Raw genomic sequence first — 18,662 nt, 5'->3', positions numbered from 1 at the left:
GGTGTTCGCCTCGGGCGGTCCCTCCGACCTGCGGTGCCAGGCGACGTCCCGCACGCTGGACAGATGGGCGTGTGGCAGCTCCTTCTGGTCGGCTTCGTCATGCTGCTCGGCCTGGTCGGCGTACTCGTGCCGGGCGTGCCGGGGCAGGCGATCGTCTGGGCGGTCGTGCTGTGGTGGGCGCTGGAGGACAAGACGGTGCTCGCGTGGGGCGTGCTGATCGGCGCGACCGCCCTGTTGCTGCTCAACCAGGCGCTCAAGCCCCTGCTGCCGGCCCGCCGCCGCCAGGAGTCCGGTGCCCCGCTGCGGACCCTCATGGTGGGCGGGATCGCGGGGATCGTCGGGTTCTTCCTGCTGCCGGTGGTGGGCGGGATCGCCGGATTCGTCGGCGGGATCTACGGGCTGGAGCGGGCGCGGCTCGGCAGCCACGGAGGCGGCTGGGCCTCCACCCGTACGGTCATGCGGGCCATCGGATACCCCCTGCTCGTGGAGCTGTTCGCGTGCCTGCTGGTGGTCGGCACGTGGGCGGGCGTACTGATCTGGGGCTGAACGCCTCCCGCGAGGGAGCCGTGCGACGGGGCGCTCACTGCGTCGCGGCGAGCACGGGGCGGGGCCGCACGGCGCCACACGGCACCGAGGTGGCCGCCCGACGGTCCGGCCCGCGCACCGGACGGAAGCGCTCCACGCCGGGGGCTTCGCGTTCGAAGTCGCGCGCCGTCCTGCGGAAGTCCCAGGCCCTCGTGCCGATGTGCGGGGCGGGTCGCGCGTGTGAGGCTGGCGGCATGACCGCATTCAGCGATGCCGAGCGCGCGTACCTCAGGACGCAGCGCCTGGGACGGATGGCGACCGTCGACCCGAAAGGCATGCCGCAGGCGAACCCCGTCGGCTTCTTCCCGCAGGACGACGGGACGATCCTGATCGGCGGTCACGCCCTCGGTACGACGAAGAAGTGGCGCAACCTCCAGGCGAACCCCAGAGTCGCGCTGGTGGTCGACGACATTGTGAGCCTGAAGCCGTGGGCGGTGCGCGGCGTGGACATCCGGGGCGAGGCGGAGCTGCTGAGCGGGCCGCACGAGCTGGGGCCGCACTTCAGCGAGGAGCTGATCCGGATCCATCCGCAGAAGATCCACAGCTGGGGTCTGGGCTGAGTCCCGGAGGCGGTACGTCCGCGGGCGTGCGCGGGTGTGCGCGGGTTACGCCGTCCAGAGGTGCCGCACGGCGTACGACCGCCAGGGCCGCCGGCTGCCGGCCGCCGCCTCCCCCTCCGCCTCACCGGCCGGTGCCACATCCGGGTCCCCCAGCGCCCGCATCCGGATCAGTCCCGCCGTCCTGGCGGTGATCCCCGGCAGCGCGCGCAGCGCCCGCTCCGCCTCGTCGCGGTCCGCGCCGGGATCGAGGCGTACGTCGCCGTCGGCGAGCGCGGCCGCCAGCGCCCGCAGCGCGGGGTCCCCGGCCCCGGTGAGGGCGCCCGGCTCGGGGAAGACGTGCGTCAGCGTGCCGCACGGCTGGTCGAGGACCTTCCCGTACGCCTCGATGAGCCCGGTTGCGGTCTCCCGGCCCACCAGCGCCCGTACCGCGTACTCCTCGGGGTCGGCGGCGCCCGGTGAGCGCAGCCCCGGCCGGGCGGCGACCAGGGGCGCCAGCGCCGGGTCGGCGGAGAGCCGCTCGTCGACGGCGTACGGGTCGGCGTCCAGGTCGAAGAGCCGCCGCAGCCGCTGGACGGCTGTGGTCAGGTCGCGCAGGTCGGTGAGGTGGATGCGGGCGTCGAGCCAGCCGCTGTGCGGCGCCTCGTCGACGGCGGCGATGCCCGTTCCGTACGGCAGTCGCAGGGTGCGCCGGTACGTGCGGGCGCCTGGCTCGCCGGCCATCTCCTCGACGCGCGGCACGGCCTCGCTCGCGAGCAGGTCGAACATCTCCCTGGCGGCGTAGGTCCCACGATAGGCCAGTCGCAGCGGGATTCCGGCGGCGAGGGCGGGGCTCGCACCGCTGCGGGGGCGGGCGCCGGAGCCGATGCCGGTCGCGGCGCCCGTGCCCGCCGTCCTGGTTCCGGACTCCGTCCGCAGCAGGCTGGGCGTGCGGGCGTAGATCTGGCGGATCGTGTCGTTGAACTGCCGCACGCTCGCGAAACCCGAGGCGAACGCGATCTCCGTGACAGGCAGCCGCGTGGTCTGGAGCAGCACACGGGCGGTGTGCGCGCGCTGGGCGCGGGCGAGGGCGACGGGGCCCGCACCCAGCTCGCCGGTCAGCTGGCGCTGCACCTGCCGGGTGCTGTAGCCGAGCCGGCCCGCGAGGCCGGGCACGCCTTCGCGGTCGACGATTCCGTCGCCGATCAGCCGCATCGCGCGGCCGACGACGTCGGCGCGGGCGTTCCAGTCGGCGGATCCGGGTACGGCGTCGGGGCGGCATCGGCGGCAGGCCCGGAAGCCGTTGCCCTGGGCGGCGGCGGCGGTGGGGTGGAAGCGCACGTTCTTGCGCTTGGGGGTGACAGCGGGGCAGCTCGGCCGGCAGTAGATGCCGGTGGTGGTGACGGCGAAGAAGAACTCGCCGTCGAAGCGCGCGTCGCGGCTGGCCACCGCCTCGTACATGCTCTCTTCGTCCATCACACCGCCCAGTGTGCGCCGGCGGTGTGACGGCGGGCTGGCGGAATTCGGACATGGCGGCCGGGCGTGAGTCCGCGGAAGGATCGACGCGGTCCGGCGATCGAGAACGGGGGGCGCGGGGCAGCGCCCCCCGTCGCGGCGGAGCCGCCCGGCCACGGTCCCGTCCGCTAGCGCCGGCCGCCGCCGCGCTTCGCCTCCATGCTGGCGCGCCCCTGGGCGCTCTTCAGCCGCCACTCGCGCCCGATCTCCGCCCGCAGCCTCGCGTCGGTCTTGGCGACGATGCGCCGGTTCTCCCGCAGCAGTTTGCGGTAGCTCTCCAGCCGCCGAGCCGGGAGCGAGCCTTCCTCCAGTGCGGTCAGCACGGCGCAGCCCGGCTCCGTCTCATGGGCACAGTCGTGGAACCGGCACTGGGACGCCAGCTCCTCGATCTCGGAGAAGACCTGTCCGACACCCGCCTCGGCGTCCCACAGCCCGACCCCCCGCAGCCCGGGCGTATCGATGAGGACTCCCCCGCCGGGCAGTGCGAGGAGGTTGCGGGTGGTGGTCGTGTGCCGGCCCTTGCCGTCGACGTCACGGATGGCTTGCACATCCATGACGTCCTCGCCGAGCAGTGCGTTGGCCAGCGTCGACTTGCCCGCACCGGACACCCCGAGCAGCACGCTCGTACCGCCCGAGACGACGGCGCTGAGTACGTCGATGCCGTCGCCCGTCGCGGAACTGACGGGCAGTACCTGCACGCCGGGCGCGGTGGTCTCCACGTCGTCGACGAGGTACGACAGCCCGGTGGCGTCCGGCACCAGGTCCGCCTTGGTCAGGACGACCAGCGGCTGCGCACCCGACTCCCAGGCCAGTGCCAGGAAGCGCTCGATCCGGCCGAGGTCCAGCTCGACGGCGAGCGAGACCGCGATGACCGCGTGGTCGACGTTGGCCGCGAGGATCTGCCCCTCGGACCGGGTGGAGGAGGTGGAGCGTACGAAAGCGGTGCGGCGCGGCAGGTACGCCCGGACGAACTGCGGGTCGCCGACGGGGTCGACGGCGGCCCAGTCACCGGTGCAGATGACCCGCAGCGGATCGTGCGGGGTCACGTAGGTGGTGTCGCCGCGGATGACGCCGTCGGCGGTGAGGATGTCGCACTGGCCTCGGTCGACCCGTACGACACGGCCGGGCAGCAGACCCTGCGCGGCGTACGGAGCGAACTCCGCTTCCCACGCCCCGTCCCAGCCGTAGGGGGCCAGGGGGTGCCGAGCATCAGAAGTGGTGGAAAGCGATGTGTTGAGCGAAGCGTTGAACAAGGGAGACCCTTCGAAGGGCGGCCCCGGCGGCGCGCTGTGCGCGCGGAAGTCGAGTGAGTGTCAGCCGGAAGCCACAGGGGTGGAAACGATGATGAACTCCTGAATGCGGGCAGCGCCCGTCACCGTGACAGTCATCAATGTCCTCACCTCCTGCTTCCTCAACGGACCGACATGTCCCCGTCGGACGCGGCGCACGGCCGCGTCCCCGGAACGAGCAGAACCATAACCCCGCCGTGGAAGGCGGCGCCAGCGATTAATGCGTGGCAGGGACGGCACACGGGTGGGTGACGACATGTCAGGAACCGTCGAGTGGTTCAACGTCCGGGCATCATGCCGTCGGAGGGAAGGCCTGTTCGGTCCAGATCGTCTTGCCGGAGCGGGTGTAGCGCGTGCCCCAGCGCTGGACGATCTGGGCGACGATGAACAGGCCGCGGCCGCCCTCGTCGTCGTCGCCGCTGTGGCGCAGGTGCGGTGAGGTGTGGCCGGTGTCCGCGACCTCGCACAGGAGCGTGCGGTCGCGGATGAGGCGCAGGTGGAGCGGTCCGGCGGCGTATCTCACCGCGTTGGTGACCAGCTCGCTGACGACCAGCTCGGTCGTGAACGACAGGTCCTCCAGGCCCCAGTCGTTCAGCTGCCGCGTGGCCAGCTCCCGGGCGCGGCTCGCGGCGACCGGTTCTGCGGGCAGTTCCCATTCCGCGACCTGCGAAGTGCCCAGTTCGCGGGTACGGACCAGCAGGAGAGCCGTGTCGTCGGCTGTGGTGCCGTCGGGCAGGAGCCGAGCCACCGCGCGGTCGCAGAGCTCTTCGAGCGAGGCATCGCGGTCCGCGAGTACCTGTCCCAGCGTGTCGAGTCCCTTGTCGATGTCGCGGTCGCGGGCTTCGACGAGGCCGTCGGTGAAGAGCGCCAGCAGGCTGCCCACCGGCAGCTCGATCTCCATGGACTCGAACGGCAGGCCGCCGAGGCCCAGCGGCGGGCCGGCCGGCAGGTCGGGGAAGGACAGGCGGCCGTCCGGGTGTACGACCGCCGGCGGCAGGTGCCCGGCCCGCGCCATGACGCAGCGTCGTGAGACCGGGTCGTAGACCGCGTAAAGACAGGTCGCCCCGGTGGTCACGTCGTCGAAGCTGCCGTCGAGGGTGCCGAGCTCGCCCCACTGCTCCTCCGCCGACTGTCCCACCAGGTCGTCGAGCCGCGTCAGCAGCTCGTCCGGGGCCATGTCCAGCTGGGCGAACGCGCGCACGGTCGTGCGCAGCCGTCCCATGGTGGCGGCCGCCTGCAGGCCGTGGCCGACCACGTCACCGACGACGAGTCCGACCCGGGTTCCGGACAGCGGGATGACGTCGAACCAGTCACCGCCGACCCCGGACAGGTCGTCCGCAGGCAGGTAGCGGTACGCCAGCTCGACCGCCGACTGCTGCGGCACGTGCTGCGGCAGCAGCTGGCGCTGCAGGGCGAGGGCCGCGGTGCGTTCGCGGGTGAAGCGGCGGGCGTTGTCGATGGACACGGCCGTACGGGCGACCAGCTCGTCGGCCAGCGCGATCTCACCGTTGTCGAAGGCGGCCGCATCGGTGCCGCGGACGAAGGTGACCAGTCCCAGCGTGCTGTTCCCGGCCCGCAACGGCACGACCAGGGTCGCGTCGTCCATGACGAGTCCGCCCGAGGCGAGGCTGCGTTCCTGCGGCGAGTCCGGCGGGTAGGCGACGACGGGAGGCGGCCCCTGCCCTTGCCACTGCGGCTCCTCCGGCCCGGCAGAGCGGCGGGCGACCCGTACGAGAGGCATCCCGAGAGAGCCTCCGGTGCCCGGCACCTCGCCCTCCAGTACCGCCGTCGCGACGTCGACCGTGACGGTGCCCGCGAACTCCGGCACCGCCATCTCGGTGATCTTCTCGGCGGTGACCCGCACGTCGAGCGTGGCGCCGATGCCGCGGCCCGCCTCGACGAGCAGGGCCAGGCGCTGCTGGGCCTTGTAGCGGTCGGTGATGTCGAAGGCGTCCTCGCACACCCCGAACACGTGTCCGTCGGCGTCCTGGAGCCGGTAGTAGGAGCAGGACCAGAGGTGGTCCTGCTCCGGGTCGCTCGGGGGCCGGCCGAGGAAGTGCAGGTCGAGAATGGGCTCCCCGCTGTCCAGCACGTGGTGCATGACCGCGTCGAGTGTGCGCCGATAACCCTGGGTGACGAACTTGCCCTCGGAGTACAGCTCGTCGGCCCTCATGCCGCTGAACGCGGCGAACGGCTGGCCGATCTCCCGTTCGTACGCCGCGTTGCACCAGGTCAGGCGCAGAGTGGTGTCGTAGATGGCCAGGCCGACGGGTGACTGGGTGGCCAGTCCGTGCAGCAGCGCCAGCCGGGTCTCCCACTCCCGGAGATCCTTCAGCTCCGTCGCCACGATGACGCGCTCCGCCGTGCCGGGGCCGGGCAGCGGGCACACCGCGGTCGCGACCAGCACCTCGTGCCCGTCCCGGTGCCGGGCGACGCGGATCTCGTTGCCCCGGAACGGCGGGACCAGCGCCGCGGCGGGCTCCTCCCCCACAGGGGGAGGGGAAACCGGCCGGGACGGCAGGAACGTGCCCAGCGGCTTCCCGACGATCTCGTGCGGCGGGTAACCGAGGAGCTCCTCGGCCCCGGGACTCCATCCGATGACCGTGTCGTGGGCGTCGACGATCGCCGTGGCCGCCCTGGTGACGTCGAGGGGACCACGGAAGTCGGCACTCTGTGCCGCGTTCCACGCACTCATGGCGCCACACCAGCCCGGTTCATCCCCTACAGAATCCGCCGTGCCGGGGGACCGCACAACCGCGGTGCGCCCGCACAACGGCCCGCGCGGCGGCGGGCTCGCCGCAATATACGACGCCCTGCCACGGGTCCGCGCCCGTTCCGACGGACGCGATCAGCCGGTTCAGCCGGTACGGCCGACTATCAGCCACTGCGCGGGCAGCTCGATGCGGCTGCCGTCCGCCCGGAACTCCGTCTGGGCAAGAGTGGTGCGGCCGTCCGCCAGGACGGTGAGTCCGCAGGCGCGCAGCAGATCCGGTACTTCGCTGTCCTCGGACTCCGCCGGTTTCAGCCCGTGCGCGAAGACCCGGGCGAGCTTCGGCGGCGGTCCGCCCGGCTCCCGCGCGATCTCCCGCAGTACGGTCTTCGCCCCGGCGGTCAGCTCCGCCACGAAGGCACGCCCACGCTCCCCCACCAGCTCGGCAACGGCCGCCGCGACCAGTGGCCGGTCCGGCGGATCGCTCTGGTGGATGACGGCCCGCAGGTAGACGTTGCTGTCACCGAGCCGCTCGTGCAGCTCGCGCACGGCGAGGGCGTCGGTCGCGTCGAGCTGCCGGAACTCGACCGTCCCGGCGGTGTCCGCCCGCCGCGCGTGGGCCGTCGCCGCGTGGGAGACGTCGAGGCCCACCGCCCGGGCGAAGTGGCGTGCCAGGTAGCGGGTCTGCGTGCCGTTCCCGCATCCGATGTCGACCACGGGCAGCTCCGCGTCGGCGTGCGGCGCGAACAGCTCGAGGTGGGGCGCGGCGGACAGCGATGGATCGCTGTCCCAGATCGCTTCCCCCGGGGTGTCCGGGGTGTCCCCCCAGTAGCTCTCCCATGCGTGCACGTAACGGCCGGTCAGAGTCATCGCATGCCCCCGGTGCGGACGGAAGGACGTGGAATGGCGGAACGACGTACGGACGGGTGAACGACACGGTCGTACCGCCCGGGCGCCGCGATGCGCCTCACGCCCGGTTCCTACCCCGGTGCCACCCTCCCGGACACCCCGGACGGCGGTCATCCGCTCCGTGTGCCGCAGCGCGCTCGTGCCGGCAGTGCCTGCTCGAACCAGACCACCTTGCCCGGGCCGAAGCGGCTCGCTCCCCACCGGTGGGCGAGCCGGCTCACCAGGCGAAGGCCCCGCCCGCACTCCTCCTCCGGCGCCGCGTCCCGCAGTACGGGCAGCCTGTGGTCCTCGTCCGACACCTCGCAGAGCAGGGTGTCCGCGCGGACCAGACGCAGTTCCAGGGGGCGTCCGCCCGCGTGGAGTACCGCGTTGGTCACGACCTCGCTCACCAGCAGCCGGGTGGTGTCGGTCAGCTCCGGCAGTCCCCAGCGCGCCAGCTGGCCGGCCACCAGCCGCCGGGCCCGCCCCACGTCGGCCGGCGTGGGCTCCAGCCGCCAGGTCGTCGTGTCCTCGGCCGGCATGCCGTTCAGCCGGGCCATCAGCAGTGCGAGGTCGTCCTTGCGCCCACCGGACTCCGCGGCCGCCGGGCCGGCCAGCGTGCGGACGACGGTGTCGCACGCCTCGTCCATGGAGGCGGCCGGCCGCGCCGCCGACACGCACAACGCCGCCAGGCCGGTCGCGATGTCCTCGCCGCGCACCTCGACCAGCCCGTCCGTGCACAGCACCAGCCGGTCCCCCGGCGACACCCGTACCCGCGCGGTGGCGAACGGCACACCCCCGACGCCGATCGGCGCGCCGCCGGGCACGTCGAGCAGCTCTCCGCGACCGGTCTCGGCCCGTACGAGCACGGGAGGCAGATGGCCCGCACTGGAGATCAGCAGCTCGCAGGCGACCGGGTCATAGACCGCGTACAGGCAGGTGGCGAGATAGTGGTCGCCGAGCCGGCTCGCCAGATCGTCGAGATTGCGCAGCAGTTGCGCCGGGGAGATGTCCAGCACGGCCATGGTGTGTACGGCGGTGCGGAGCTGGCCCATCATGGCCGCCGCGTTCAGTCCGTGCCCCATGACGTCACCGACGACCAGGGCCGTACGGGAGCCGGGCAGCCGGATGGCGTCGAACCAGTCGCCGCCGATCCGGCCCAGCGCGGTGCCCGGCAGGTAGCGGGTGGCGATGTCACAGCCGGCCATTCGGGGTTCGACCTGCGGGAGCATGCTCTCCTGCAAAGCCTCGGCCGCCTGCTGCTGGTGGGTGTACATGCGGGCGTTGTCCAGGACGAGGGCGGCCCGGGCGGCGAGCTCGGCACCGGTTCTGCGGTCCATGTCGGTGAACGGCTCGCGGCCCGGGCGGCGCATCAGCACCATGAAGCCCAGAACCACCGTGCGCGCCGTCAGCGGGACGACCAGCAGCGACCGGCCGCCGATCAGGGGGCGCAGGTCCCGCTTCTCGAACTGGGCGGAGATGCGCTCGCTCAGCTCGGTCCCGATGTGCGGGATCAGCACCGGTTCACCCGTCACCATGCACTGGAAGAACGGCGTCTTGCCGGGGAACGTCATCTCCTCCCCGACGGGGACGGTGTCGTCCCAGCGGCCCGGCTCGTCGTTGTGCTCCACCCAGACCCGGCGCCAGGCGGTGGTCGCGTCCGGCGGACCGTCAGGGAACCCCTCCCCGGCGAGGATCTGCACCCGCAGGTGGGTGCCCGCGAAGTCCGCGAAGCGGGGTACGGCGGCGCTGGTGACCTCGCGGATCGTGCGGGCCAGGTCGAGTGAGCTGCCGATGCGGCCGCTCACTTCGTTGAGGAACTCCAACCGCTCGCGGACGGCGGCGTGTTCGAGGTCCTCACCAAGGGTCTGGTCGAGGTCGAGGTCGTGGTCGAGGTCGTGGCTCCGGGCCTCGGGCTGGGACTGGGCCTGGCCGAGATCGTGGTCGAGGGCGACATCCTGACGGCCGTTCTCCGCGTGGCCGAGCGCCCGGTCGGGGCCGCCCGCCGGGCGGCCGTGCTCCGGAGCCGTCCGTGTCCTGCGCCCACGGTGCTTCGGTACGCCCCAGTCGGGCGTGACCGGGACTCGCTCGTACGTACTCATCTCCAGTACGGGGTAGCCCAGTTCGAGCATCTGCGACACGATCCGGCCCGCCGTGGCCGGACCCATGTGGGGAAGGATGTCCGGCAGCCGGTCCGCGAGCCGGCCCGCCCCGGGGAATTCGGTGTGCAGCGCGAAACCGGGGGCGACCCGCTCGTGCGGGTCGCCGTCCTCGCCCAGCCGGGCGGCATCGGCGGCCAGTACCAGCAGCCGCTCCGGCCCCGGCAGGACCAACGGGTAGGCCCACCACAGCACGTCCAGCGAACCGGAATCGGCAGGCTGATGCGGGCCGCCGCCCGGCCGAGTGCACTTGGCACGCCCGGACGTGAGGTGGCCGGCGAAGCCGCCGGGCGGCCCTTCGTGCCCGGCGGCGAAGGCGTCGTACCCATAGGGCGTGGTCAGGGCGCCGGAGATCGGCAGCAGGTCGGCGGCGGGGGCGCCCACGGCGTCCTGCCTGCGGTGACCGAAGAGCCGCTGCGCGCCGGAGCTCCAGTGCGACACGAGGCCGTCGCCGCCCACCACGACGACCGCGAGCGGAATCCGGCCGGACACGGCGCGCTGCCGTGGCACCACAGCTTCCATGGGCTTGCGTTCCCTCCCAGCGGCAAGATCTCCGAAGGACCTCACGGTACGGGCGGGTAGTGGCCGGTGCGGGGACTACGGCCGGAAATGCCTTCCATCGAGTGCCGGGGCCGCCCGGGCTCGCCCGCGAACGCGCGTCTCCCTATGATCATGGGACGGGTGAGCGACGACGACGGAGGGCCGAACAACCATGGCGGAACAGCGAGTTGTCATCGTCACCGGCGGAGGGACGGGGATCGGCGCCGCCACGGCCCGGCTGTTGCGCGAAGCCGGGCATCGGGTGGTCGTCTCCGGACGCCGGCCGGAGCCGCTGCGACGCCTCGCCGAGGAGACCGGGGCGCTGGCGCACCCGTCCGACACGGCGGACCCGGACGCGGTCCGTGGCCTCGTGGACGCGACCGTGGCCGCCTACGGGCGGGTGGACGGGCTCGTACTCAACGCGGGAACCGGGCGCTCGGGAGCCGTGGGCGAGCTGTCGGTCGAGGACTGGGAGGCCGTGATGCGTACGAATCTCACCGGCCCCTTCCTGCTGCTGCGCGCCGCGCTCCCGCATCTGCTGGAGACGCGCGGCGCGGTCGTGGCGGTCGCCTCGGTGTCCGCGCTGCGCAACGGCGTGGGCAATGCCGCGTACGCCACGTCCAAGGCGGCTCTGCTCCAGCTCTGCCGTTCGCTGGCCGTCGACTACGGGCAGTACGGACTGCGTGCCAACACCGTGTGCCCCAGCTGGGTGCGTACCGAGATGGCCGACCGGCGGATGGCGCGGTTCGCCGAGGAGGCGGGGCTGGGGGAAGGCGGCGTGGAAGCGGCGTACGAGGAGGCGACCCGGCTGCTGCCGGGGCGGCGCCCCGGTGAGGCGGGCGAAGTCGCGGAGGCGATCAGCTGGCTGCTCTCGCCCGCCGCGTCCTACGTCAACGGCGCGGTGCTCACGGTCGACGGCGGAGTGACGGCGCTCGATCCCGGGACGGCCGCGTTCGACTTCCGCATCGAGGCGCGCGAGCGCGGCTGACCACCCGGCCGTCGAAATCCTGGCCGGTGTCGCCTGGGCCGTCGCGATCCGGCCCGGTGTCGCCTCGGCCGTAAGAGCCTCGGCCGTTGTCGCCCGGGCCGTCACAGCCTTCGGCCTCAGAGCCGGGGCGGCGCCAGCGAGGCCAGGTTCGGCAGGTGGTGCGGGTGGAAGGAGGCGAGTCCGGCGCCCGCGAGCCACCAGCCCCGGTAGACCAGCGCCCGGCACAGGTCCGCGTCGAGGCGGTCGAAGACGGTCGGCACGAGCGCCAGGTCCCGGCCGTCGAAAGCCCGGTGCTCGGCGAACGCCTCGCGCCACTGACGCAGCGGCTCCGAGCCGTTCGGCGGGAAGTCGGTGGAGAGTCCGACCAGGACCCCGCGACGGGCACCGTGCGACGGCACGCCGTCGCCGTCGGCACCCTGATCCCGCTGGAAGCGCTCCACGATCGCCCGGGTCCGCAGCGCCGTGCTCTGCCAGTACAGCAGGGAGTTGGCCCGTGCGAGGTCGCGAATCACCGGCACGCGGCCGTACACGCCCGGCCGGAGGAGTCCGCCGGCGTTGAGGACGAGCACGAAGGCGTGACGGTAGCGTTCGCTGTCGATGGCTTCCAGGCCGGTGTTGTCGTACGTTCCCCCGTCCAGCAGCGCCGGCGCGTGCGTGGCGCACGGGAAGTGGGCGCGGTCCAGGACCAGGGGCGGGAAGGCGCCGGGTACGGCGGCGGAGGCGGCCACGGCGAGGCTCATCCTCAGTCCCGTGCCGGAGGTAGGGGCCAGTCCGGTCGTGTAGTCGCCGAACACGTCGCGTTCGAAGGTGAACCGGGCGCCGGTGGTGAGGTTCGCCGCGTTGAAGATCCAGCGCACCTCCGGGTCCAGGTCCTTCAGCTCGATTCCGTCGAAGAACCACTCGTCCATGCGCTTCGCAAGGAGTTCCGTACGGGTCATCGGACCCAGCGTCCGCCACAGGCCCCGCAGGAGCGCCCGCTTGAACGACCGGGAGGAGATGCGTTCGACGACCGGGTCCACGACGAGTTCGTCGAAGGCCCGGGCAGTGAAGCCCCGCTCCCGCAGGGCGGGCCAGGCCGCGGCGAGGAATCCGTTGGCGACCGATCCGCCGGACACGGACGAGGCGTACCGCAGGCCGGACAGCAGCCCCGCGTCGGCCAGCAGCCGTACGAAACCCAGCGCGGAGAGCGTGGCCCGGAAGCCGCCTCCGGACAGGGTGACCGCGACCGGCAGCGCCGCGGCCGGCGGTTCGGCCGGGCGGAGTGTGTCGCCGCACGGCAGCGCCCGCAGGCCCGTGCCCACGGCGGGCGAGTCCACGACCCAGGCGTCCGTGGTGGGGTGGGCGGCTGAGCTCATCGTTGATCACCGACTTCTATGACGAGCGCGGGGTCCGTGGGTGGCCTGATGTCGACCTCGAAGCTGCGGTTCCCGCGCAGCTCTGCGAGCGCGTCGGTCGCGAAGGCGATGTCGTTCGTCAGGTGAATGACGTACTCGTCGTCCTCGTCCCTGGACTCGACGAGCCACCGCAGGGTGTCCTCGTGGGGATGGTGGTGTCTGATCCCGTCGGCGGAAATCACGTAGTGGTCGGCTCGCACGCTCTCGAAGAAGTCGCGTTCCACGTTGCGTTCGCTCCCGTGGTGCGGCAGCTTCAGCAGATCGACGTGGAACGGCTCCGAGTCTGTGAGCAGGCCGCCGGCCCGCAGCCCGTCGAGTATGCGGTCCCCGCGCGCGTCCCCCGTGAGCAGCGCGGTACGGCCGTCGTGCCTCAGCAGCAGAACGATGCTCGAGAGGTTCGGGATCGAGCTGTCCGTGTACGCCGCCGAGATCACCTCGGGGTCGCCCCGCTTCTTCGCCTCGCGCCAGCGCTTCTCCAGCCGTTCGAGGGCCTCCTCGTCGGGTGCGACGACGCTGACGTGGAGGTCGTCGAGCGTCGTCTCGGCGCCCTCGGTCAGCGGCCCGCCGAACAGGGGGTTGCCGGCCAGGCCCAGTGCCGTCGCCTCGTCGCGGATGGCGCGCCCTTGGCCGTAACTCGCCTTCACCGCGCCGCTGTCGGTCAGGGCGCGGTCGACGAGGGGCTGGACGGAGGCGCTCAGGCCGGGGGCGCGCCGGTCGACGAGCTCCTCCACCGAGTTGAACCACAGTCTCGTCACGCCGAAGGGCTCGGGAAGCTCGTCCCGTCGTGCCCGCCGCAGTTCCGCCAGCAGCCTGACCAGTCCGGCGGCGTGGTCGTCGTCGACGTGCGAGAGGCAGACGACGTCGAGCGTCGGGACGCCGTTGTGGGTGGGTGTCAGGTGCGTCAACTGGTCGCGGAGCGAGGCCTCGTAGACACCGGGAGGACCGCCGTCGACGAGCATGACGCGCTGGTCCCGCGTTCCCCACCGTACGAGGAAACAGTCCCCGTGGCGGGCGTCGAGGAAATCGAAGGTGAGCATGGTGGCTCCTTCCTGCCTGCTCCTGCCTCCTGCCTCCTGCCTCCTGCCTCGGACGGACGGCATCAGACGGGCTGTCAGACGGACTGCATCGCCCTGAGGACATCGACCAGGCCGTGGCCCTGGAAGTCCCGCTCGCGGGCGAGGTCCGTGGCCGTCGAGCACAGGATCTGCTTCACCCGCTCGGGACGCCCCATCAGCTCCCGGTTGCGGGCCAGCAGCATCGCCGCGGCTCCGCTGACGTGGGCGGCCGCCTGGCTCGTACCGTGCATCGCGGAGATGCCCGCGCCGGGGATGGGGCCGTCGATGTCCTCTCCCGGCGCGAGGAGGTCGGGCTTGGGTCTGCCGTCGCCCGTGGGGCCGCGACTGGAGAAGTAACTGACGCCGTGGCGGTGCGGGTTGCTGCGGTGTGTCGAGCCGACGGTGATGACCGACTCCGCGTTGCCGGGGTCGGAGATGCTGATGCTGTGATAATCGGTGCCCAGGGTCCGCATCGCTCCGCTGAACCCCGCGTTGCCGGCCGCCGCGACGACCACGACGCCCGATCGCGCCAGACGGTCGCACTCGATGCACACGGGCGTCCATCCGGTGGAGTGGGTCGCCACGTCGTGCGGTACGGAAAGGCTGATGTTGACGCCGGCGATGACGAACCGGCCTGCCTGCTCGTTGATGTGCCGGATCGCCTGAAGTGCCGTGACGATGGAGAACTCGTCCCCCTCGCCCTTGTCGTCGAGGACCCGGAAGTCGTAGAGCCTGATCCGCGGGCAGATGCCGCGGAACGCGCGGTCGGGCCACCAGGCGCCGAGGATCCCCGCGACGTGCGTGCCGTGGTGGTCGCCCGGGGTCGTGTACGGCATGTCGGTCCGCATCGCGCGGTTCTGCGGCGTGGGGAGTTCCATTTCGACGTACGGCAGGGCGCGCGACCAGTCGATGAGGCCGTTCTCGAGCGCGTCGGCGGACAGTGTTCCCCGTACGCCGACGAAGTTGAAGGCGCGGGTGACGCGTGAGGCCAGTTGCTGTGCGGGCGTGACGGACGTGTCCCAGTCGCTGAACGCCGGATGCCGGGCGTCGATACCGCTGTCGACGACGGCCCAGCCGATCGAGCCGCAGTCGACGGAGAAGACCTGCTCGGCGGCATCGGCCTTGATCGTGGACCGGGACCGGACGACCGCGGGCGCGGCCTGGCGGTTGGTCGTCACGGATGTGACCGGGTGCCGCTGCCTGCGGTCGATGACACCCCTGGCCGGGGTGCCCGACGGCCGTGTCAGTGGCGACTCCAGGGCAACGTCCGCCAGCATGTTCGTCATTGCCTCGGTCATGGCCGGATCGTCTGCGGATGCGCGGCTGAGTTCCGGATGCGAGGCGGTGATCACGTTGCGCAGCAGGTTGAGGAACCACATGAGGTGCTTGCCGCGCTCCTGGCGCCGTTCGATGTTGTCGTGGACGTCGCTGGTCGGCGGGCTCTTGAAGTGTCCCTGGAGGGCGGCCTCGACGCCCGCCGGGCCCACCTGCTGCGCGAGTTCCTTCCCGAGGCGCACGAGGCTGAGCAGGTTCGTCATGGGAAGCACGGCCTGCACGACTTCGCCGAGCGTCAGCCGGGCCGCCACGAAACTGCCCGCCGCGACCGGCTGGCAGTCGGTCATCCGCAGTTGCTTGAACTGCTGCAGAACCCGCAGTACGCCGTGCTCCTCGTTGATCGCGAGGATCAGGTCCTCGCGGTGATCGGGTCCGGGAGGCGACGGCTGGGCCAGTGCCAGCCAGGCGTCGAAGCGCACGGGACAGTCGGTGGCCCACGGAACGGGAAACGGCCCTTCCCCGTAGAACGCCGCCTCAAGGTCTTCTCGATCCATGAGTGCTCCCGGCTCCCGGAGGGAAGGGACATCGGCGGAACGGGTGGTGCTCCACGTGTTGTGCGTGGTGTTCTCAATTCTCCGTCCGGGGAAGGGGACTCGCAACAGAGCCTCTCAACGCACGCCCCGGGGGCGGAACTGCACGCTGATGCGCGGCCCCACGGCACGCGAGGTCTTGGGAATCGCGTGTTCCCAGGTGCGTTGACAACTGCCGCCCATGACGATCAGGTCGCCGTGCCCCAGCGGCTTGTGCACGGTGGCCGAGTCGCGTCGGCGCGGCCGCAGCGCCAGTTGCCGGGGTGCGCCCAGAGACATGATCGCGACCATGGTGTCCTCGCTGCTGCCCCGCCCGATGGTGTCGCCGTGCCAGGCGACGCTGTCCCGTCCGTCGCGGTAGAGGCACAGTCCGGCCGTCACGAACGGCTCGCCGAGTTCGGCGGCGTAGTGCGCGTTCAGTGCGGTACGGGCCTCTTCGAGGCTGGGATGCGGCAGCGGGTCGTCTTCGCCGAAGAACGACAGGAGCCGCGGCACCTCCACCACACGCTCGTACATGACGCGCTTCTCGGCGTGCCATGCGACCTCGTGCGCCAGTACGTCGAAGAGCGAGTCGGCCCCGCCGACCCACTGCGGCAGTACGTCGATCCAGGCACCGTGCCCGAGCTCCGTACGGCGGAGCCCTTCCAGCGGGCCGAGTGCGATCTCGTCTCCCTGGTCGAAGAGTGAGCCCTGGAGATGTACGGCCATGGGCCCAGTGTACCGTCACTCAAATGTTTGTGCGAATTATGGCCGGGGATTGCAGCCAGAGCGTCTCGGGGTCGTCGGCGTCCCCGCCCGGCGACGCGAAGAAACGCTCCACCTGCTCGGCCGTGACCTCCGCGAGGGTGGCCGGTGACCAGCGCGGAACACGATCCTTGTCGATCACCTGCGCGCGGATGCCCTCGACCAGATCGGGTGACGACAGCGCCGCGCACGAGACGCGGTACTCCTGCTCCAGGACCTGTTCGAGGGTGCCGAGCCCCGCCGCCCGGCGCATGGCGGCCAGGGTCACCTTGAGCGCGACGGGCGACTTCGCGAGGATCGTCTCGGCGGCCTCCTTCGCCGCCGGCTCGCCGCTGTCGAAGAGCCGGCCGACGATCTCCTCGACGGTGTCCGCGGCGTAGCAGTGGTCGATCCACGCGCGCTGTACGGCGAATGCGCCCTCAGGCGCCCGGCGGGCGTACCGGGGCAGCACCTCCCGCGCCGGGTCCTTCGCGAGGTCCGCGAGGAGGGCGGGCAGCCGGTCCGACGGTACGAAGTGGTCGGCGAGCCCGCACAGCAGGGCGTCCCCCGCGCCGACCGCCGCGCCGGTGAGCGCCAGGTGCGTGCCCAGCCGTCCCGGCGCCCTGGACAGGAGCCAGGTGCCACCGACGTCCGGCACGAAGCCGATGCCGGTCTCGGGCATGGCCACCTGCGAGCGTTCGGTGACGACGCGGACGCTGCCGTGCGCCGACACCCCGACGCCGCCGCCCATCACGATGCCGTCCATGACGGCGACGTACGGCTTGGAGAAGCGGGCGATGTGCGCGTTGAGCCGGTACTCGTCGCGCCAGAACGCCGCCGATGCGGTACCGCCGGCCGAGGCGTCCGCGTGGATCGAACGGATGTCCCCGCCCGCACACAGGCCGCGCTCCCCCGCCCCGGTGATCACCACGGTCACGACCGCCGGGTCCCGCTCCCAGGCGGCGAGGGCGCCGGCGACGCGGTTCACCATGGCGTGGTCGAGGGCATTGATGGCGCGGGGGCGGTTGAGCGTGAGGTGGGCGGCGTGCCCGTCGGTGCGCAGGAGTACGGAGTCGTCGGTCATCGGGCCAGCGTAGGGACGCGACGCGTGAGCGGGCGCCGCGGGCCCGCGTGAAGCTGCGCTGTTGGCCCGGTTAAGAAATCCTCGATGGACCGCGGGGCGCCGGGGCGACAGATTGGTACGCGTTCACGATCTCCCCCGCATCCCGCCTGGAGCCGAAGCCATGAAGGCACTTGTCAAGCAGTACGCCGAGCCCGGGCTGTGGCTGATGGACGTGCCGGAGCCGGAGACGGGCCCGGGTGATGTGCTGATCAAGGTGCTGCGTACCGGCATCTGCGGCACGGACCTGCACATCAGGTCCTGGGACGGCTGGGCCCAGCAGGCCGTCTCCACCCCGCTCGTCCTCGGCCACGAGTTCGTGGGCGAGGTCGCGGCCGTCGGCGCCGATGTCGCGGACATCGCGGTGGGGGACCTGGTGAGCGGCGAGGGCCACCTGGTGTGCGGGAAGTGCCGCAACTGTCTCGCGGGGCGCCGGCACCTGTGCCGGTCCACGATCGGCCTCGGCGTCGGGCGCAACGGCGCCTTCGCCGAGTACGTCGCCCTGCCTGCGTCCAATGTCTGGGTGCACCGGGCGAAGGTGGACCTGGACATCGCCGCGATCTTCGACCCCTTCGGAAACGCCGTGCACACGGCCCTGTCCTTCCCGCTGGTCGGCGAGGACGTACTGATCACGGGCGCGGGCCCGATCGGCATCATGGCCGCGGCCGTCGCCCGTCACGCCGGTGCGCGCAACGTCGTGATCACCGATGTCAGCGAGTCCCGTCTGGCGATCGCCCGCAAGGCCGGCGCGACACTCGCGCTCAACGTGGCGGAGTCGGACATCGCGGACGCACAGCGGCAGCTGGGCCTCAAGGAGGGCTTCGACATCGGTCTGGAGATGTCGGGCCGGCCCGAGGCGATGCGGGACATGGTCGCGAACATGACGCACGGCGGGCGGATCGCGATGCTCGGCCTGCCGGCGGAGGAGTTCGCCGTCGACTGGTCGAAGATCGTGACGTCGATGATCACCGTCAAGGGGATCTACGGGCGGGAGATGTTCGAGACGTGGTACGCCATGACGGTCCTGCTGGAGGGCGGCCTGGACCTCAGCCCGGTCATCACGGGCAGCTACGCGCACCAGGACTTCGACGCGGCCTTCGACGAGGCGGCGACCGCCCGCAGCGGCAAGATCATCCTCGACTGGACCAGCTAGCCCGTACCGCTGCGCGGGGCCCTTCTGCCCGCCCCGCCCCCTTCCCGGACCGGGGCTCCGCCCCGGACTCCACTCCTCAGACGCCGCAGGGGCTGAGATGTGCCGTCGCGCGGCGCGGCGGGGAACCGGCCCCGCGCGGCGA

General features: G+C 72.1%; 15 protein-coding genes. 4 read left to right on the top strand and 11 right to left on the bottom strand.

The genetic code is table 11. The features are described 5' to 3' along the window. The first annotated feature begins 63 nt into the window (after positions 1-63). A complete protein-coding gene (locus tag ACWIHY_RS01440) occupies positions 64-546 on the top strand; it encodes a DUF456 domain-containing protein (protein ID WP_454373502.1) in 483 nt (160 codons plus the stop codon). A gap of 34 nt (positions 547-580) precedes the next feature. Here ACWIHY_RS01440 and ACWIHY_RS01435 read toward each other — a convergent pair whose 3' ends face one another. Continuing rightward, entirely contained in the window at positions 581-781 is a 201-nt protein-coding gene (locus tag ACWIHY_RS01435; RefSeq protein ID WP_454373501.1) for a hypothetical protein, read from the bottom strand. On the opposite strand from ACWIHY_RS01435, the gene ACWIHY_RS01430 reads away from it, so the two are divergent. After that, a complete protein-coding gene (locus tag ACWIHY_RS01430) occupies positions 780-1,145 on the top strand; it encodes a PPOX class F420-dependent oxidoreductase (RefSeq protein ID WP_454373500.1) in 366 nt (121 codons plus the stop codon). The genes ACWIHY_RS01435 and ACWIHY_RS01430 overlap by 2 nt on opposite strands. Before the next feature lie 45 nt (positions 1,146-1,190). Here ACWIHY_RS01430 and ACWIHY_RS01425 read toward each other — a convergent pair whose 3' ends face one another. The 5 genes from ACWIHY_RS01425 to ACWIHY_RS01405 all read right to left on the bottom strand — a co-directional run bounded on the left by ACWIHY_RS01425 (position 1,191) and on the right by ACWIHY_RS01405 (position 10,204). Then, positions 1,191-2,597: a DNA-3-methyladenine glycosylase 2 family protein gene (locus ACWIHY_RS01425; RefSeq protein WP_454373499.1), complete on the bottom strand. Its 1,407-nt coding sequence runs from the start codon at positions 2,595-2,597 to the stop codon at positions 1,191-1,193. A gap of 167 nt (positions 2,598-2,764) precedes the next feature. Further along, a complete protein-coding gene (gene rsgA / locus ACWIHY_RS01420; RefSeq protein WP_454373498.1) occupies positions 2,765-3,889 on the bottom strand; it encodes a ribosome small subunit-dependent GTPase A in 1,125 nt (374 codons plus the stop codon). A 328-nt stretch (positions 3,890-4,217) separates the two neighbouring features. Further along, positions 4,218-6,620: a SpoIIE family protein phosphatase gene (locus ACWIHY_RS01415; protein WP_454373497.1), complete on the bottom strand. Its 2,403-nt coding sequence runs from the start codon at positions 6,618-6,620 to the stop codon at positions 4,218-4,220. 162 nt (positions 6,621-6,782) lie between these two features. Continuing rightward, positions 6,783-7,505, bottom strand: coding sequence for a class I SAM-dependent methyltransferase (locus ACWIHY_RS01410; protein WP_454373496.1), 723 nt, complete (start codon positions 7,503-7,505; stop codon positions 6,783-6,785). A gap of 149 nt (positions 7,506-7,654) precedes the next feature. Next, complete coding sequence (locus tag ACWIHY_RS01405; protein WP_454373495.1) at positions 7,655-10,204, bottom strand: ATP-binding SpoIIE family protein phosphatase; 2,550 nt, start codon at positions 10,202-10,204, stop codon at positions 7,655-7,657. Between the two features lie 190 nt (positions 10,205-10,394). On the opposite strand from ACWIHY_RS01405, the gene ACWIHY_RS01400 reads away from it, so the two are divergent. Then, positions 10,395-11,210, top strand: coding sequence for an SDR family NAD(P)-dependent oxidoreductase (locus ACWIHY_RS01400; RefSeq protein WP_454373494.1), 816 nt, complete (start codon positions 10,395-10,397; stop codon positions 11,208-11,210). Positions 11,211-11,326: 116 nt separating this feature from the next. On the opposite strand, the gene ACWIHY_RS01395 is transcribed toward ACWIHY_RS01400, so the two are convergent. From ACWIHY_RS01395 to ACWIHY_RS01375, 5 genes are all read right to left on the bottom strand, one after another. Next, positions 11,327-12,565, bottom strand: a complete 1,239-nt coding sequence (locus tag ACWIHY_RS01395; RefSeq protein ID WP_454373493.1) for a patatin-like phospholipase family protein — start codon at positions 12,563-12,565, stop codon at positions 11,327-11,329. Next, positions 12,562-13,641, bottom strand: coding sequence for a ComEC/Rec2 family competence protein (locus tag ACWIHY_RS01390; RefSeq protein ID WP_454373492.1), 1,080 nt, complete (start codon positions 13,639-13,641; stop codon positions 12,562-12,564). Before ACWIHY_RS01390 ends, ACWIHY_RS01395 begins: the two co-directional genes overlap by 4 nt. Positions 13,642-13,715: 74 nt before the next feature. Continuing rightward, entirely contained in the window at positions 13,716-15,488 is a 1,773-nt protein-coding gene (locus ACWIHY_RS01385) for a S8 family serine peptidase (RefSeq protein ID WP_454373491.1), read from the bottom strand. A 114-nt stretch (positions 15,489-15,602) separates the two neighbouring features. Further along, complete coding sequence (locus tag ACWIHY_RS01380) at positions 15,603-16,232, bottom strand: alpha-ketoglutarate-dependent dioxygenase AlkB (protein WP_454373490.1); 630 nt, start codon at positions 16,230-16,232, stop codon at positions 15,603-15,605. 19 nt (positions 16,233-16,251) lie between these two features. Continuing rightward, positions 16,252-17,331 carry an enoyl-CoA hydratase/isomerase family protein gene (locus ACWIHY_RS01375; RefSeq protein ID WP_454373489.1) on the bottom strand — a complete coding sequence of 360 codons (1,080 nt, stop codon included), beginning with the start codon at positions 17,329-17,331 and terminating at the stop codon, positions 16,252-16,254. A gap of 160 nt (positions 17,332-17,491) precedes the next feature. Between ACWIHY_RS01375 and tdh the strand changes: the two genes are divergently transcribed. Then, complete coding sequence (gene tdh, locus ACWIHY_RS01370) at positions 17,492-18,520, top strand: L-threonine 3-dehydrogenase (RefSeq protein WP_454373488.1); 1,029 nt, start codon at positions 17,492-17,494, stop codon at positions 18,518-18,520. The last annotated feature ends 142 nt before the right edge of the window (positions 18,521-18,662 follow it).

This window comes from Streptomyces sp. NPDC055287, from assembly GCF_053646035.1.
Note: the sequence above shows the minus strand (reverse complement) of the source record. Positions and strands in the feature narration are given on the sequence as shown.